We start from the raw sequence: 18,476 nt of genomic DNA, 5'->3' as shown, positions 1-18,476 counted from the left end.
ATTTATTTTCAGCAAAATGTACTATTAATATATAATTTTTCATTGTTACATAAATAACACAAGGTCCTAGCTCAACTTATTGCACGCTCATAGATTTCAACTTAACATCCCTATTGAGTAATACTCAACAGGGATTTTTTTCAAGTTATAGACTTGTATTAAAATTTTTCTAACATAAAGTATAGCATTGTTGCAGTTTGTTCACGAGTTGCATTTTCTGTTGGCTCAAAAATTACTTTATCATTAGTATTTATTCCACTAATAATTCCCAATCCAGCAGCAAGGCTTACACTTTCTTTTGCAAAGTTTGCTATCTTTGCTTCATCTGCAAAAATAACATTTGCCGTTACGTCTTCTAAAGCAGTTGGATTTACGTATTTTATTGCTCGAATAATCATTGAAGCCATTTCTTGTCGTGAGATGTTCTCATTAGGATTAAACTTGCCACCTAAACCAAATACAATACCTGCTCGATTGGCAGCTTCGATTTCATATACACTCCAAGTCATTTTTTCATTTACATCTAGGAAGATTTTTTCATACTCTTGCTTCGGTAAATTTAATGTTCTTGCTAAAAGTACTGCAAATTCTGCACGAGTAATTTGATCATTCGGTGCGAATAAATCTTCTGCCTTTCCTTTAATAAGCGTCTTAGAAGCAAGCGATTCGATATAGTTTTTCGCCCAAGAATTTGTAATATCTTTAAATGTATTATTATTTTCGATTACTACGAATTTCGAGAAGTGGTTTGTTTTAAATGTTAAAGTTCCATTTTTAAACTTACTGCTCACATATTCGAGTTGATTTGTTTGCTCATTTACATAATAAGCAGCAGTCTTATTCGGATCTTTTACCTGAGATTGATTTACCGGAAGTGATACTTCAATATAATCAGAGAAGTTAGTAATTTTAGTAACCTTCCCATTCTCCTCTTTTGTAATTGAAAACTCGTATACATTAGAGATTACATTTCCTGCTCCAGGAATTTTTCCATCTTGTACTAACTCTACTTTAAACTGAACTTTATCCGTTTTATTTTGCGCAATATCGCTCAGAATTTTTTTTGGTACTTTAAGACTAAGTTCACCTGAAGTCAATACAAACGGTTTACCTGAATCTGAAATTAATTTTAAAGTTGTTGGTGAAACTTCTACTTTTACGGATGTGTTTTCAGTTGTTAAAGCTGGTATATTAACTATTACCTCTTTTGAATTAGTATCATTCACTTGTTTAGTGACATCTTGATCTTTAACAACAGTTACACCTTCAGCATCTTCATTATTTGGTGTTGGTTCAGGAGTAGTTCCACCTGTGTTACCTCCAGAGCCTCCTCCGTTGTTTCCACCTGTGTTTCCACCTGTCCCTGGATCTGTTGTTGATGAAGGGGCAGTCTTAAATGTGAACTCTAGTTTGTTTTCTAGTTTACGCGATTCAGTGTCTTCCATATCTTCACTCACAACAAGCACATAATCTGTGTTAGGTTTTAGTACAGATGTAGGAATAAAAGTAAATGACTTTGAAACTAGTTTAGTATTATCTTCTTCAAAGAATCCATCTTGTCCTTTTGAATCTCCTGATACAAAACCTGTTTCCTTCGCTTCAGGTACATCAATCGATTTATAACCTTTTTTATCAATTGAAGACACTTCTCCAGCTACTTCTACTTTTCCTGAAGCGGCTACTTCAAATAATTTAATATTTTTAGCTTTATTAGTCGTATTCATGTAGCGATCAAATGTTACTGTTAAGTTATTTTCTGACACTTGTACTTGATTTGAGACATTCGGATTACCGATTTTAACCATAGGAATGTTTAATTCTGTTTCCGCAGGTGGAACTTTCATGACACGAGATATATACGGTTCATAACCTTCTTTTGTAAAGATTACTCGCCATTCCCCTTGAATAACATCCCATCCATAACGACCATTTTCATCTGTTACCTGTGGATTAATTTGACCGAATTTCTCAGCATTCCATTGAACCCATGGATCGTTTGACGTAGCTCGAGTTTCCACAACTGCTTGTACACCTTCAAGTCTGTTATCCATCGATCCTTCAAAAACAAATCCAGATGGGTCAATTAACACAATAATATTCATTAAAGGGATTGTAATTTCCACATCACCTTTTTTGAATGTAACTTCAAGTAATTGTTCACCATACGATGTCCATTTTCCTAATTTATTACCGTCGAAACTAAATGTATTATCTGTTCCTTTTTTCATATCATAGGTTTTTCCTAAGAATGTTAAAGTTGCAGTATCTACATCTTTATCAAATTTAATTGTAGTATCTAATGGTGTGTGTTCTGTAATTGCAAATGTTGCTACACCTGTATATGGGTTTAATTTTACATTCCCGTTCCAACCTGCTTTAACCGTTACATCTTTAATGACTGGAACATTTGGGGTATACGTTATTTCAGTCGGTTTGGAATTTACAGTATCGTTTCCTGAAGTTACTTTTGCTGTGATTGCAAATTTCTCTTCAACTGCTGAATCCGTTACTGGTAACTTAATATCTGCATACCACCATTTACTATCAACTTTTGCCTGGCCAACTAATTTATTATTCGCAAATACTTCAACCTTCGAACCAAGCTTCGCTGAGCCGTACACTTTTACAGATATTGAACCTGTTTGTGCTGGTGCTTCTAGTGTAATAAATACTACTGATGTTGTAGCAGATTGAAGATTTCCATCATCTGTTACTTTTACTGTAGCTGTTAGTGAAGGTGTTGATACAGCTTCATTAACTTGTGCCTTAAATGTTACTTTTCCTGATTCCCCAGCAGCAACTGAAGGAATTTGTACTACACCATTCGCAACTTCGACTGGTTTTCCATTTAATTGTACTGTTTCTTTAATTAATTTTAATTCTGTCGGTAATTGAATAGTTACCGGAACATTTGTAGCTGTCTGACTTCCGTTATTACGATAGGCCAATGTAAATTCAATTTGTTCACCTGGAACGACTGTCGTTTTTGAAACTGCAAAGTGATTCCCTTCACCGTTGAATTGGCCATCGCCATCTTTTTGTAAAATAAATTGGCCAATAGGTTCCGCTTTTACATTTTCTTTTGTTAACGTTGGATACCCGTATGAACTCATTTGAACTTCATAGTTTTCAGTATCCTTTAATCCATTAACAGAGAAAGTTCCGTCTGTCGCAGTACGTGCCCAGCCGTAAGAACCATTACCACTTACTGAAATTGAAACATTTGCCATTGGTTTAAGATCTTTATCAACGACTTTCCCTGTCATACTCGCAGCTTTTGATAGTTGTATGTCATAATCTTGAACTGGTTCTTCACCTTTAGGAACTATTTTATTTTCATCTAAGTGCGCTTGAGAATACACACTAATATGCACATCATCAGTTTTTGAAAGACCTTTTAAAGTGTATTCGCCTTCTCCATCTGTTTTTGTAGAGTAGTATGTGTTACCTGCATATCCATAGACATAAACAAATCCTAATGGAGATTCTTGTGCATCTGTTACTTTACCAGAAATTTCACGACCTTGTTCTAGATTCACTATGAAATTAGTACCTGTCGTTAAATTTACCATCTCGTTATAAGTCATATAACCATTAGCCATAATGTGTAGTTGATAATCATCACTTACAACAACATCTTTAAAAACAATTTGATTATTTTCAACAGTTACATCGTAATTGTAGTAATTACCTATTCTACTATAATAAAACTTTTCATTAATTGATGGACTATATAGTGAAATCGCTTCTAACTTAGTAACATTCGGTAACTCAATAACGATATCTTTTGTTTCTATATTTTCTTTGTCTACTGTTACGTTATAGTCGTTTTGACCTTTCTTAAACGAAATAGTCGCTTCGGTCGTTTTATATAACTCTGCACCAAACACAGTTACTTTATAATCACCCGTTGCAATATTTTTTAACGAATAGCCACCGTAAGTTTCAAACTTACTATCTTTAGTAATCCCATATGCTACGAAGTTATTTGGTCCGTCTATTCGGACGAATAAATTATCTTTCGGTAACGGCTTTTCATCACTAGTTACAAAACTAATAACAGGATCTATATATGCCGTTACTTGAATTTCATCAATTTCCTTTACTACTGATTCTCCAACAATAATCGAATCTACTAGATTAGTAGTTTGATTATTAACTGTAGCCGAAACAGAGTAAGTGCCCGGTGCGATACCTGCAATCGTGAATGTACCATCATTATTCGATTTAGTAGTATATGAAGCTTTAGCACCTCTCAATCGAATTGTTGCATCTTTTACTGGCTCTCCATCCGAGATTGAACCTGTTACAGTCGATCCAACAGCCCAATTTAACTCAACTGTTTTTTCTTCTGTTTGATTCGTACCATCAAGAATATAACCCTTGATTGATTCGATTACTTTGTTTCCAGCTTCTACTTTCAATGAACCTTCATATTTTTTCGTCGTTTCATTGTAAGTAAGTGATATTTCGTTTTCAGTTCCATCAATTGTAATAAACGCTTTTGCTTTGTAACCTTCTTTATAAGAACCTTCTAAAGCAATCGCTAGTGTGTCGTCAATGATCAGGAAACTATTTTTTCTTTTATCTTCAACTGTAATTGCAGTTGTTATAAACTCTGCTATTTTTTTCGTTGCAACTTCTGATACACTCTTATTTCCAGCTTCATCCACTGCAATGATACGAACTTTGTATGTTGTACCTGGTTGAATATTACTTAGCAGATACGATACTCCTGTTTGAGAAGATCGTTCTGTAAAGTCCCCATCATTTTCCGCTACTTCTACCTTGTAAATTTTCGCATCTTCCACAGCACCCCAAGAAACCGTTAAACCATCTGAGTTTTCTGTAAATTCAATATTCGCTGATTTTGCAGGAGCTGTGCGGTCCACTTTGAATTGTACAGATGCACTTTTCGTATCATTTGTCACAACAACTGTGTAATCCCCATCTTGTTGAATATCAAATGCAACAGAATAAGTACCGTCTGAAGTAACTATTTTTGAGTCAACCTTGTTTGTCCCTTGCATTAATGCTACTGTCAAGGTTGCATCTTTTGTTGCAGTCCCTTCCACAGTAACCGTGTTGTTGTTTGTTATAAAGTTAGAACTTGGAGATGAAATTTTAACAAATGGACCTTGCTCAGCACCAATCGTAAATTCTTTCTCAAGCTTTAACGATTTTCGTGGAGCTGTTGGAACATTTACTTCTAACGTATATGTGCCATCAGCGAGTTCTTCTGGTAAATTCACGTTAAGGTAGTTTACATTGTAATTATTGCTTATACCACTTAAAACTTTATTTCCATTGGCATCTTTAATTATATACGCTGGTCTTACTTCATTTAAATTATCGAACAAGCCATAATAATCTCTAATTGGATTTTCTTCAACTGTTAGAGCCTGCATTGTTCGATATGGATTCTTTACAGCATGGTAAATTCTTTCCACAGCGAAATCATCTGAACTTAAATTAAGGAATGCTTGAATTTGATAGTTTTTGTACACATTAACATCTGCAATTTCCCCAGTGATTTCTCCAGTAAATTCAAATTGTTCGTCTTGTGTAATTGTTTCAGTTGCTTTAGAAATCACATAACCCCAAGGTGTATCATACTGATCTGTAATGCCTACTGCCAACGAAAAAGGATTGTATGTTCTTTTTGAAATGTGATGACTAGTAACAAAGCTATTATATGGATATTGATGTAAATAAGAATCGCTAGGATTGAAACCGAATATCGGTAATGCCTTATTATTTCTTACTACTTCAATTTTTGCTAAATCAGTAGTTTGTAATGTAATAATTTTGTCTTCTTGTAGCTCAAATTTTGGTACATCAATAAATTCCCTTGTCGTTTCTTCCTCAAAAGTAATAGCACCATTATATGTTCCAGGTGAAAGGTAGGCTTCTATTTTTTCATATCCTGAAATATATCGAATTAAATATTGATTTCCTAAAAGATTAATATTTAAATTTACCTGACGTTTATCGAACAATCCATCTTTAGCATTTACTGTTAGCTTTTTAAGATTATCCTTTATTTCAAACGGATTTTCTTTTGATATTGCTAAAATTTCTTCACCTGTCATTTCTCTTAATTCAATAACTGGAATTGAATTAAGAGCAGTAGTAGTATCTAATCGCACTTCTACTAGTACAATATATTTCTTCGTCGGATCAAGAAGATTTGAGTACCCTTTAACGTAGGCTTCCTCTTCACTAGAATAATAGAAATGACCTACTTGATTATAATATTCAACATTTGGTGCAGGTTGTACCAACTCTAAAATATTAACAAAACCTCCATTGTATTTTGAAACTTGTCCATAAGGTGTTTCCTTCTCTACATAAAACTTATCTAAAGTAGTACTTGTTGGAGGATTTGTTCCGTCACCAATTGTGATTGGTTGTTCTTCCATTTTTAATGTCACAACGTCATTTGTTGAAGCACTAAACAACGATAGTGTGTAGGAACCATCTGCTAAAGCTGAATTTAATGGAAGATTTGTCAAACTATTTGTCGTTAATTCAGTAGTTTTGCCTGAAGAATCCTTTAGTTCATACGTAAGTTCAATTTCTCCACCATAAATACTAATTCCTTGATTAAATTGATCACGATAGTTTGTACCAATTGATGTTGAATCAATTTTTGTAATATGTCCCGAATACTCACCAAAAGCAACTTCTTCTTTTCCATGGACATTTACTTCACCACTATAAACGGTATTCCCATCTGTTACTTCCAGCAGTAGGAATGGGTTCGCATTTGTTTCACTGAACAAATTAAACTCTAAATACGTGGGTTTTCCAGTCATATCACCTAATTTTGCATTTTGGTATTTGCTTGAAGGTTTATACGTAGTCCATTTAACATCTGCTATATTCATGGCATCTTCAAGACTACCATAATAAATATAGCCAATTGAACCATCATTATTTTCACCGTACCAAGCTAAATTTGAAGAAATATTTGTACTCATTTTCCAATCTTCTGTTAAAAATTCGATTGGTATTAATGATTGCCCATTATTCGTATCACCAATGAATAACGCTTTTCCCAGAGTTTTTAAGCTCCCTGTATTTAACTGGTAATCTTTTAAGGAAGATGCCTCAAAATGGAATTGATTCGTCGATTGTCCCTCAAACTCGTGAATATAAGCAACCTTGTTTTGTTCACTTTTTACAACAAATACATATGGTTGATCTTTTAAAATGTAAGCATCGGGAATAAATACTTCCCCATTATTTCCTGTTGCTGTTGCCGTAGTCCTTTCTGTTGCCACTTTTTCGTAACCATATGGAGCTTTCTCGTACAGTTCTACGACAGTATCCTTCATAACATTTCCCTCAGCATTTTCAGCTATAACGATTGTACCTTTTAACTCCTGCCATGGAGAAGTGTATGCAATTGTTGTGCTTCCTTTTATGGTTTTTTCTCCAATTACCATAGAAACTAATAGAGTATATTCTCCAGTCGGTCGATCACCAAAATCAAGTGTTAAATAATTGGAATTGAAATTGGAATCAAATTCCTGAATTACTTCTTCACCTTCCATTAGCTGAACCTTTCCTGCTGCCCCTTGGAAATACTCTAATTTAAATGCTCCATTTGAAGCATTCACTTGATAATCGATATTAACTTTTGTAGGATCATTGTATTGTACATACTTATCATTTAATTTCACATTTAATTCTGTAGGATATTCTGGTAGTATTAATGTTTCATTCCCATTAATCGATACATTACCATTCCATCGATAATTACCATCTCCGTAATTAACATTATAATCTCCTTTAGAGATATAAATATCCTTCGCCATGCTTGCTCCATAACCTTGAGTTGCTTTAGAGAAATAAACATATTCAGTCGGTGCCTCAATTTTAACATGTGCCAAATTAGCTACATACCCACTTAATGAATTTGATGGTGTTGTAAAATCAATTGTTTCAGAAATTAAGTATTGATTTTCGACAGTAGCAGGATCTGAATTTTTTGTTCCACTTAAAAAGAAACTTATAGGGAACTTACTATCCTTCTTTACGACTAAGTTAACTGACGAATTGTTTAAATAATGATAAAAAGCAGCATTGCCCCCAATGATGAATTGTAAATTTGATGACTGTAGATCCTCTACATTATTAACTAAACTCGTTTGTTTTAATTCTTCTTTTTTTGGAACTGTAACAGATGCCAGGGATAATAACTCCCCCCCTGTTAACGTAACCTGATCAAAATAAAGATAGCTTTGATCATTTTCAGAATACTTTACGTTCCATGTAACAACATAATTAGTTTGCATATCGATACCTAAGGTGTTATTCAAAATAAATGATTTCTGCATGTGATCATATTGTACATAGAACTCCGGGTATCCCGTTCCATTATTTACTGATTGTATGCTTCCAACGGCACTTTCAATCATACGATTTTCATCAGAAAGATTTAATTCAATAGATCTCGTGACGCCATCATTCGCAAAGGTAATCGATGGTGCAAGTGTTGAAAAAACTAGTAAAATAGTACAGATAATACTAAAGATCTTATAATACTTACTCTTCATACTCCTCCTCCTTTTCTATTGCTTTTTTGTAATATTATTACAAATTGAATTTTCCTATAATTTTACAAAATTATCAATATTTTTTTAAATTTGTTCATAGAATAGTAAGTAATTGACTACTGTCTATATGCATCTTTTACCCAACAACTATTATAGTAACGTAAAAAAGCTAAACATCCTAAATCCTATTAAAACAGGATCTAGGTGTTTAGCTCTATGCTTGGTACATGTACCAAAATGAATCTCTGTATGTGTTAGTTGCCTAATGCACAGGTGTCTTTTCTTTATCCGGAATGGTTGTCGGTCTATTTAATTTCCATTTTGGCTTTTTAGATTTAACATCTGTTGTTTGTTCTGGTTTACCTGTATCATCAGTATCTGCATCTGCTAATTTTTTACGTTTAAATAAACCTTTAATCTTGTTATTAATATTTTCAATAGTTACATACATAACTGGTACAAATACAAGTGTAAAAATTGTAGACACTGTTAAACCGAAGACAACCACAACTGCCATTGGTTGTTGAGTTTCTGCACCTTCTCCAATAGCGAGTGCTAGTGGAATCATGGCTAAAACTGTTGTTGCGGTAGTCATGAATATTGGACGAAGACGACTTTTACCCGCTTCAACAATTGCTTGCATTCGTTCCATCCCTTTATCTCGTAAGATATTAATATATTCTACAAGAAGGATACCGTTATTTACGACAATACCCGCAAGCATAATTAACCCAATAAATCCAGGTAAACTTAGTGAGACATTCATCACAAATAATCCCAATATAACTCCAATGATCATGGTTGGCATTGAGAACATGATAACAAATGGTGTTACAAATGACTCAAACTGAACTGCCATTACCATATATACTAGGAAAATACCGAGGATTAATGCTAAAGCAAGTTGACCGAAAGATTCCAACATTTGCTCTGATTGTCCTCCAGTTGAAATCTCATATCCATCTGGGGTTGAAATCATCGCTATTTCTTCATTAATCTCTTGTGTAATGCTTCCAAGATCTCGACCAATCACATCACTTGTAACATTTACCCCTCTTACTTGTTCTTGACGACTAATTTGTGAAGGGCCTTGTACTTGAACTAACTTTGCAACAGCCGATAATGGAATGTTTACCCCTTCAGCATTTCGAATCATCATTGTTTCAAGGTCTCGAACGGTTGTCGTACTCTCTTCAGAAAAGGAAACCTTCACATCATACTCTGAACCATTTTCTTTATATTGTGTCGCTACTTGACCATAAAAGGCAAGGTTTATCTCAGACATTACTTGTTGATACGAAAGACCATATGCTGTCGCTAATTCGCGGTCAACAATAACCTGAATCTCTGGGCTTCCATCTGCAACAGAACTTTCGACATTTAATGTTCCTTCAATATCTTCCAATATCCAAACCACTTGTTGTGATAAATCTTTCAGCACATCGAGATTATCACCCTTAATTTGAACTTGTATCGGTGAACCTGTAGCCATACCTTGGTTACTATCAATGACAGTAATTTCAGCACCTGGTATGTCACTAACTAATTCTGATACTTCAGCTACAAATTCTTTTGTCGTTATATCACGTTCTGTTGATTTAACTAATTGGATCATAAATGAAGCAACATTCGTACTTCCCGGACTTATGCCATCTGTACTTCCACCAACACTCGTACTATTGACCTCAATAATATCTTCATATTTTGAAATTCTATTATTAATCTCAGTGACAACCGCATTCGTTTCTTCTAATTGAGAACCATTTTGTATTGTAGCAGTAATGCTCACTTGCCCACTATCTGAAGTCGGCATCAACTCCATACCAACAACTGGTAACAACGCGAAACTTCCTATAAAAGCAGCCAACACTATTAAAATTACTGTTTTTCTACGTTTTAAAGCTTTTTCTAAAACTTTCCCATAAAAGTTTTTAAACTTATTAAGGATTCGATTGAAAAAGTCTTTTGGTTCCTCGTCATCTATCGTAATTTTCACATTTCCTAACATCTTAGATGATAGCATCGGAATAAGTGTAATCGCGCAGATTAGTGAAGCAGTTAATGAAAACACTACACTTAATGAAAGAGGTCTGAATATTTGTGATGCTAGACCGTCAACAAATACGACAGGAAGGAATACAACCGCCGTTGTAAGTGTCGAAGCGATAACAGCTGATACTAGCTCTGAAGCACCCTCAACGGATGCATCTTTAACTGAGAGGCCTTCTTGACGCTTCTTAAATATATTTTCCAAAATAACAATTGAACTATCAACCATCATCCCAATACCGAGTGCTAAACCACCCATTGAAATAATATTTAATGTTTCACCTGTAAAATACATCAACGTAAATGTTGAAATAATCGCAATTGGCATTGAAAGTCCAATTACAAGGGTTGCTTTAAAACTTCTTAAAAATAGAAGGAGAATGATTGCTGCTAGTGCACCACCAACAATCATATTATTAACGACAGAATCAATAGAATCCGAAATATAAACGGAAGTATCCATTATTGTCGTCATTTTTAATCCGCGCTCTTTAAACTTCTCATTTAGTTCTACCATGACTTTTTGAACTTCTTCTGCCACTTCAACCGTATTGGCATCAGATTGTTTCATAATAGAAAACATGAGCGTTTCTTCGCCGTTTACTAATGATAAGGATGTTTGTTCTTTAAAGGTATCAACAACTTCTGCAACGTCACTAACTTTAATGGAATTCCCATCTGGAAGTGATATTTTCGTATTTTTAATGTCCTCTACGGTAGTATATTCTCCCACAATTCGCAGCTGGATGTCTTTATTGCCACGTTGTATCGTCCCAGCTGAAATAGATCTATTTTCAGCACCTAGTACCGAAATAATTTGGGAACCGTTAATTCCATAATTTGAAAGTAATGCTGGATTTAAATTTACTTGGATTTCTCGTTCAATTCCCCCTGAAATACCAGCAGATGCGACACCACTAGCTCGTTCAAGGGCCGGTTGAACTTCATTTTCCGCAATATCTTGCAATTTACTAAGTTCTGCACCCGTTATACTTGCATACACAACAGGAATTGCATTTGGATCCAATCTCATAACCATTGGATCATTGGACACGTCTGGTAACATTCCATTAATTTGATCTATTTTTTCACGAACATCTATTAATGCATCATCAATATCCCTACCGAAATCAAATTGCATAATAACGAGAGAGGAACCTTGTTGAGAAATAGACTGGATTGTATCGATCCCTTGTATAGTACCAACAGATGATTCAATTGGTGCTGTAATTAATTCTTCAATTTCTTGTGGCGATGCACCCGTATAATTTGTGACTACGACTGCAATTGGTAACTCCATTTTAGGAAATAAATCTATTTTCAAACCCATTAAGGAGATAAATCCAAGAACAATCGCTACCACTACAAACATGATGACGCCGACTGGACGTGTGATTGAAGTTTTAATAAGTTTCAACGTCTAGTCCTCCTCCATAATTGTTACTTTATTGCCATCTTTGAGGAGGTTTTGACCACTTATAACAATTAAATCTTTCTCTTTTAACTCACCCGCTAAACTTGTGAATTCCACATTACTTAAACCAACTTCTACTTCTTTCATTACTGCTTTGCCATCTGAAATGATGAATACTACATCTTTTCCTTCTTTATGTACAACTGCGTCTGCTGGTACAATAATTGAATTATCTTCTTTTACTTCTTCAATAATTAAAGAAGCGATCATACCAGGACGAATTATCTTATCTTTATTATTTATTTTTATCTCAACGGTAAATAGTCCATAACCAGAACTTACTGTTGAAATATAATCGACTTTCCCTTTAAAAGTATCATCTGAACCAGTCACTTTTACATCTATTTCTTTTCCAACTGTAAATGAAGGTAATAAATTTGAAGAAATATTTACATCAAGTATCACTGTCTCTGTAGCTACAATAGAAGCAAATGGACTTGCATTTGAAGCCATTTCTCCTACTTTATTGATAATCTCTGTTACTTCCCCAGAAATAGTCGCTTTAATAATTTTGTCATCTAAACGATCCATTGCGGATTCTAAAGCAATCTGTGCTTGAGTAATGCCAATTTCTGCATCCGTTAAGGAAGCTTCTGCAATCGCTAAATTTATTTTTGCTTGCTCCACTGCAGATTCTTGTGGTTTCAAATTAATTTCACGGGAAGTCTGGGTTTTAGAAAGTTTCGTTTGGTCTAAAGCATTTTTCGCGCTACTTTCGTTATTTTTTGCATTTTCATATTCTTGTAGAGAAATTAACCCTTCATCGTAAAGGGCTTGCATTCGCTCTAAGTTTTTTTTCGCTGTTTTCCAATTGTTTTCCGCATTTTTTAATTGTATGTCGATGTTGTTAATATTATCTTCTTGAGATATACCTGCCTGCTCTAAAGCTATCTCTGCTGAATTCAGTGAGAGGACCGCTTGATCATAACTGCTTTGTGCTTTCGTTTTTGCATTTTGAGCACTTTCCAAGCTCGCCTGTTGTTGCTTCACTACATTTTGCTCAGCCGTATCATCTAGTTGCGCAAGGACATCTCCTTTTTTTACGAAATCACCTTTTTTTACGTGAATTTTTGTAATTTCCCCTGCTGCTTTTGGTAAAATGCTCACTTTACTTTCTGCTTCAATAGTACCAGTCAATAAATTGCTATCCTTTAACACACCATATGTAACTTCCGTAACCTCAACAGGAACTTCTCGCTCTTCTAATTTCTTCTTCGGTTCCTCTGAGCCACAGCCTGACAGAACAATCGTAGAAGCAATTATGAAGGAGATTGCACCAAAAGCCCCTTTTTTTTCTCTCATGTAGTATATAATCCTCCTTAAACCTTTCACCACAAATATATTGAACAGTATTGTTCTAGTTCGTAATAATTACTCCGCTATTCAGTACTTCTACTTTTTGTTGTAATACATAGTATTGATACTTTGCATTATCATAATTGATTTGCGCTTGCTCTATTTTAACTTTAGAAAATTCATAGTTCTGTTTCGAAACTAATCCTAACTCATAATAAAGTTGCGTGTCCTTTACATCAGCCTTTGCAAGATTCAGGTCATCTTCAGCATCTTGTAAGATTTGATATTGGTTTTTGACTTGGGTAAATAAATTGTTAATGGCAACTTCTAAGTTAGCTTTATCTTTTTCAATTTTCAGCTTACTTAATTCGATATCTATTTGAGCTAAGTCCTTATCTTCTCTTGCCCAACCCGTAATATCATCTACTTCTTCTAAAGCATCTTCCGCTAACTCCAATTCCGTTTTTGTATTCAAGATATTGTAGCTGTTATCTATTAACTCTTTCGTAGGTTTTTCTTGGGTGATAAGTGACAGTTCCTCTATTTTCGGTTCAACTAAAGTAAAATCAGCATTAGATACACCTAGCGTCAACGCAAAATTGGCTTTATTATTACTAAGTTCTGTTTCAAGTTTTGTCATTTCATCTTTAAGACCTTTTAATTCTCTCGTTGACTGATCCAAGTCTTTTTTCGAAATTAACCCTAGCTCATACCGTTTCTTCGCACTATTTAATTGCGTTTGTTGCACTTGAAGAGTACTTTTCATCAGCTCTAATTGTTGCTGTGATAATAAAAGACCGACAAAGCTAGACATAATTGAAAATTTTATTGTTTCACTTACTTGGGTATAATTGTTTTCTAGTATTTTTTTATTATAAACAAAATCGTCTAACTGGTTTTCTAGTTGGGGTACGGTATTTTCCAGTGATTTGATATTTGAATTAAGAAGTTGTATTTGTTCAATTAATTGCCTATTTATTGCTTGTTCTTCTGGAGTAGCTGGACTTTGTATATAATAATCCCATAAATCATCCCTTACTTCTCTCAAATCATCTAAAGATTCTTTAGCATCTTTGTAGTTCCTATTAATCTTTTCTTCTACTTTTTTTAGTCTATCAATTTGAATAGCTAGTTCTTTAAGCATGTAACTGCTATTTAAAGCATATTGATTTGCATTTTCTAATGATAAGGACTTTACTACTACTGCATTCTCTGTACTATCATTAATTGAACCTACATTCTCCACTTTCGCTAAAACAGAAGGTGAATAAGAACTAAAAGCAAGCATTGCTGCTATTCCAATAGATATTCCCTTTTTCATATAACATTCCCCTCTCTTTTATATGAGATTATGAAAGTAAAATTTTAAAGGCTTTTCTCCCTATAAATTCATAAAGTACTATTAAATGGATTTACCGAATTAATTTTATACTATAAGTCCAGTTAATACAAATATCCCTTTCAAAATGGTAATTTTGTGTACCAGGTACACTAACAATTCGAAATCCCCCGTACCGAAAATGCAATTAGAAAAGCCCTTGTACAAGGTTAATCTCATACTAGGACTCTGTATTACATTTTGATAAAAAAACTATACTTTTCACTTGTAAATTACCATATAAAACCATTATTATTTATGTACTCGGTATCAGAAATTATATTCTCTTGACACGCTTCAAGAGAATATAATTTCTAACAGCACTGGTCGAACATCCACTGTCCTTGATACATCTACTTCATAAAATTCTTAACAACCGTTAGGCCATTATCTTCGGCATATTCGTGTATTCGAGCTTATTGATATGCGACACTTTCTTCATTCGTTTTTCCTTTTGTCTGTGTTGACTTTCAATAATATGCAACTACAGTTTTTGTTTTCATTGTGCATGTCTCCCTAACTAAAAGTGTTGTTGATAAGTTATTTACTCCATTTACTTTTTCATTTCTTTTGATAATTCACTAGCCACGGTTGTAAAACTGCTATAAGTGCGGTAACTAATATTTTTTCCCACATGAATACCACCTCCTTTCATGTGACTACACACTGCAGTTATATAATAATGGCGTCAATTTTTAGGCACACAAAATAAGCACATGCCTTGTATCGCATGCACTTGCTATTTTCTATGCCATTGGCATTTACTTTTGTCGCTAGATTTACTTTAGTTTTGGCGTGAGCTAATCCACTTATTCTGTAAATTTTTTACAACTCAATCATTAACTAGCCATACCTCGTATGGTTCAGATAATCCAGTTTCAACGATGATAACTAAATAGTAATTACCTGCTACATCTGTGTAACTTGCACTATTCGCGACAATTAGTTCAACTAAGTGATCAATGATGTGCAGTGGTACTAGGGTTTCGTCTATTTCATCTTTGTAAAATGATAGACTTTCGAAGCCGATTTCACTAATTGGAACATAGTAACCTAACTTTTTCGTTAACACTTGTGAAAGACGCTGTTCAGCTGACACTACAATCCCTCCTTTAGATGTATCCCAATTCTTTTAGTGAACGAAAGTTATCATCACACAAGATCAAATGGTCGAGAATTTCAATTCCCAGAATTTGACCTGCTTCTACCAATCTTTTCGTAACTTCAATATCTTCTGAGCTTGGTGTACTGACGTTGCTGGATAGCAATAGGTAAGGCTTTGACGTGATCTCTGCCTTTTCCCCTGCTCCACACCGTGCATGCAACTTTCATCGCACACGGCGTTCCATCGTTCGTTTTTGTATTTTGTTTCGCTCAAACAACGATACTTTCAAATTGATTCCTTCTAAATTATTTCGTTGCCAACTATAATTCGTAATTGATTGATTTTATTACGTTGTTCCTCATTGGGTTTTAACAGGTCTATATACTTTTGAATCGTCTCTTCTGTTGTCGCATGAATGAGTTTGTGTACATCTCTTGATAGGAGCACCAAGTTCGAGTAACGGTCATCCTTCGTTTCATGCCATAATGTTTTATGATGACAATCCATTTCTGTTAAAATTAATTCATCACCCGTGACAGCACATTTCCCATTTTGTGCAACAAACAAGGAAATACGGTTGTCATTTAATTCAATGGTTGCACGGTCGCTTGTGATAGGGTGTTCCCGTAACCATTGAAGTTGCCATTCGGGGACACTGTGTTGATTTTGGTGTATCAACGCACGTCCTTCAGGGGTAAACTTACACACACCGTTTTTCGGCATTAGTGCGTTTCTTGTTTTAACAAAACCAATCGGAATAAGTGGGTAATCATTGATATATCTTGTCATTTCTGACTTTAAATACGGTCGAGTGCCTTTATCATTGGTTCGATAAGCCTTTGAACGTTTTCGTAAAGACAAGTGTTTGAGGCGATGTCTTTCGACTTGTGTCAATTGGTATTGAATCGGCATCAGGCTCGCATTGACTTGCGTTGCGATTTGATAATACTGATGAATCCCAATGACCATACTATTGTAGATTTGAAGTTGCTTTATCAAATCTTGCCCATCCTTCGCTCGCTGAATCACCTTGATTTGACTCTTTAACTGTTCCTTAATGCATTTTCGTGCTTTTTCTGTGATGTGCGATTGACAAACAAACTTCTTCTTTCCGACACGGTTATAGCCCTTTCGCTCCATTTTCAAATCAAATCCTAAAAATTCACTGCTTTTCTTTTTCAAGTTCGTAATCTGTGATTTTTCTTCTGATATCGGCAGTCCTAACCGTTCTTCTAACCACATTTTACTCGCAATGAAAATCTTCTTAGCGTTCGCACGTGACGTCGTAAATATTTTAAAATCGTCTGCGTAACGCACAATGTACATTTCTTTTAGCGTTGATGTTTTCCGAAGTTGTCGGTAACGATATTGATGGCTGTATAAACCGGTTTTCTTATTCAGATAATCGTTTATAGAATGACATTTCTTACTTTCCCACTGATTCGCAATCCACCAATCAAATTCATTGAGATTGATATTCGCAAGTAACGGGGAAAGAATGCCTCCTTGTGGCGTACCTTTTGTCGGATACGTAACATCGCCGTTTGGTAAGACAACGGGTGCCTTCAGCATTTTTCTCAAAATGACGAGTAGTTGCTTGTCTTGAATGCCCATTGTCCATATTTGACGCATCAACTTTGTATGTTTCACTTCATCGAAGAAACCTTTAATATCGATGTCTACAACGTACTGCATCTGATTATTATTGATGCGACTAGCGGCTATTGAAATCGCATTTTCAGCAGATTTCGTTGGTCGAAACCCGAAGCTATATTTATAAAATTTCGCTTCACATATTGGCTCTAATACTTGAAGAATACATTGTTGGGCAATACGATCCCACATGGACGGAATGCCGAGTGGGATCGTTTTTCCATTAGGTTTCGGAATTTCCACACGTTTTACACAGCGTGGATGATAATGACGAAAGCGTTTCTTAACTATTGCGATAAATTCAGCCGTATTTAATTTTTCAATACCATAGATTGTCATACCATCAACACCCGCTGTTGCACTCCCGTTATTGCGTTTAATATTACGGTAGGCGAGTAAAATATTGTCATCGGATGTAATAATGGGCATCAAGTTTTTAAATGGTTGGTGTGCTTTACTTTTGGCATATAATGCATCAAAAGTTTCCGTCATCCCGTAATACTCGGCATGACGTAGTCTTGTATTTTTCATTCTAGGAATCTTCTTGAAGTTTTCGCTCATGGTGTATCACGCTCCAATCTCGGCTCGCGACCTTTTTCGTCCTACGAGAATCCCTGAAAGTTTGAGTTAAAATACAGAAAAACAAACGACTTGAGGCTATCGCTCCATTTCTATTACAGAAACTTCAACGCTCCTGCCTCTACTCTCACTACCATAAAAGAAAGTTATAGAGAAAACTCCTTTCCTTTCTACCATTTCCTTGCGTGTGTCCGCTCCATGTTGGTAGCTTTCCACGTTCCCTTCACTCTATCATGTCCTAACTTAGGTGCTAGCTCTTACCTGTCGTCCTCTCCACCGCCTGTAACGGTGCATGGAGCTTTCGAAACCACCATACTTACTCGCCCACGGAACGCACTTGTCTCTTTCAACAAGCCCACTCATTTCTAAGTGCACGCC

At 35.0% G+C, this 18,476-nt stretch carries 6 protein-coding genes and 1 pseudogene; all 7 read right to left on the bottom strand.

What is annotated here, in order from left to right:
* Positions 1–158 precede the first annotated feature (158 nt).
* Positions 159–8,564: a carboxypeptidase regulatory-like domain-containing protein gene (locus tag EK386_RS14700; protein WP_126659940.1), complete on the bottom strand. Its 8,406-nt coding sequence runs from the start codon at positions 8,562–8,564 to the stop codon at positions 159–161.
* A 262-nt stretch (positions 8,565–8,826) separates the two neighbouring features.
* On the bottom strand, positions 8,827–12,030 hold the full coding sequence (locus EK386_RS14695; protein ID WP_126659939.1) for an efflux RND transporter permease subunit: 3,204 nt from the start codon (positions 12,028–12,030) through the stop codon (positions 8,827–8,829).
* Between the two features lie 3 nt (positions 12,031–12,033).
* Positions 12,034–13,389 carry an efflux RND transporter periplasmic adaptor subunit gene (locus tag EK386_RS14690; RefSeq protein WP_126659938.1) on the bottom strand — a complete coding sequence of 452 codons (1,356 nt, stop codon included), beginning with the start codon at positions 13,387–13,389 and terminating at the stop codon, positions 12,034–12,036.
* 55 nt (positions 13,390–13,444) lie between these two features.
* Positions 13,445–14,704 carry a TolC family protein gene (locus EK386_RS14685; protein ID WP_126659937.1) on the bottom strand — a complete coding sequence of 420 codons (1,260 nt, stop codon included), beginning with the start codon at positions 14,702–14,704 and terminating at the stop codon, positions 13,445–13,447.
* 889 nt (positions 14,705–15,593) lie between these two features.
* Positions 15,594–15,860, bottom strand: a complete 267-nt coding sequence (locus EK386_RS14680; RefSeq protein ID WP_126659936.1) for a hypothetical protein — start codon at positions 15,858–15,860, stop codon at positions 15,594–15,596.
* A gap of 13 nt (positions 15,861–15,873) precedes the next feature.
* Positions 15,874–16,020 (bottom strand): annotated as a pseudogene (locus tag EK386_RS20500) (JAB domain-containing protein); the annotation flags it as partial.
* 146 nt (positions 16,021–16,166) lie between these two features.
* Positions 16,167–18,080, bottom strand: coding sequence for a group II intron reverse transcriptase/maturase (gene ltrA, locus EK386_RS14670; protein ID WP_126659934.1), 1,914 nt, complete (start codon positions 18,078–18,080; stop codon positions 16,167–16,169).
* Positions 18,081–18,476 lie beyond the last annotated feature (396 nt).

This window comes from Lysinibacillus antri, assembly GCF_003977595.1.
Lineage (GTDB): Bacteria > Bacillota > Bacilli > Bacillales_A > Planococcaceae > Ureibacillus > Ureibacillus antri.
This window is presented reverse-complemented; position numbering and strand designations above follow the sequence as displayed.

Excerpts from the sequence above, each read along its gene's own strand:
- EK386_RS14700 (WP_126659940.1), bottom strand. The coding sequence starts at position 8,564 with ATGAAGAGTAAGTATTATAAGATCTTTAGTATTATCTGTACTATTTTA.
- EK386_RS14690 (WP_126659938.1), bottom strand. The coding sequence starts at position 13,389 with ATGAGAGAAAAAAAAGGGGCTTTTGGTGCAATCTCCTTCATAATTGCT.
- EK386_RS14685 (WP_126659937.1), bottom strand. The coding sequence starts at position 14,704 with ATGAAAAAGGGAATATCTATTGGAATAGCAGCAATGCTTGCTTTTAGT.
- ltrA (WP_126659934.1), bottom strand. The coding sequence starts at position 18,080 with ATGAGCGAAAACTTCAAGAAGATTCCTAGAATGAAAAATACAAGACTA.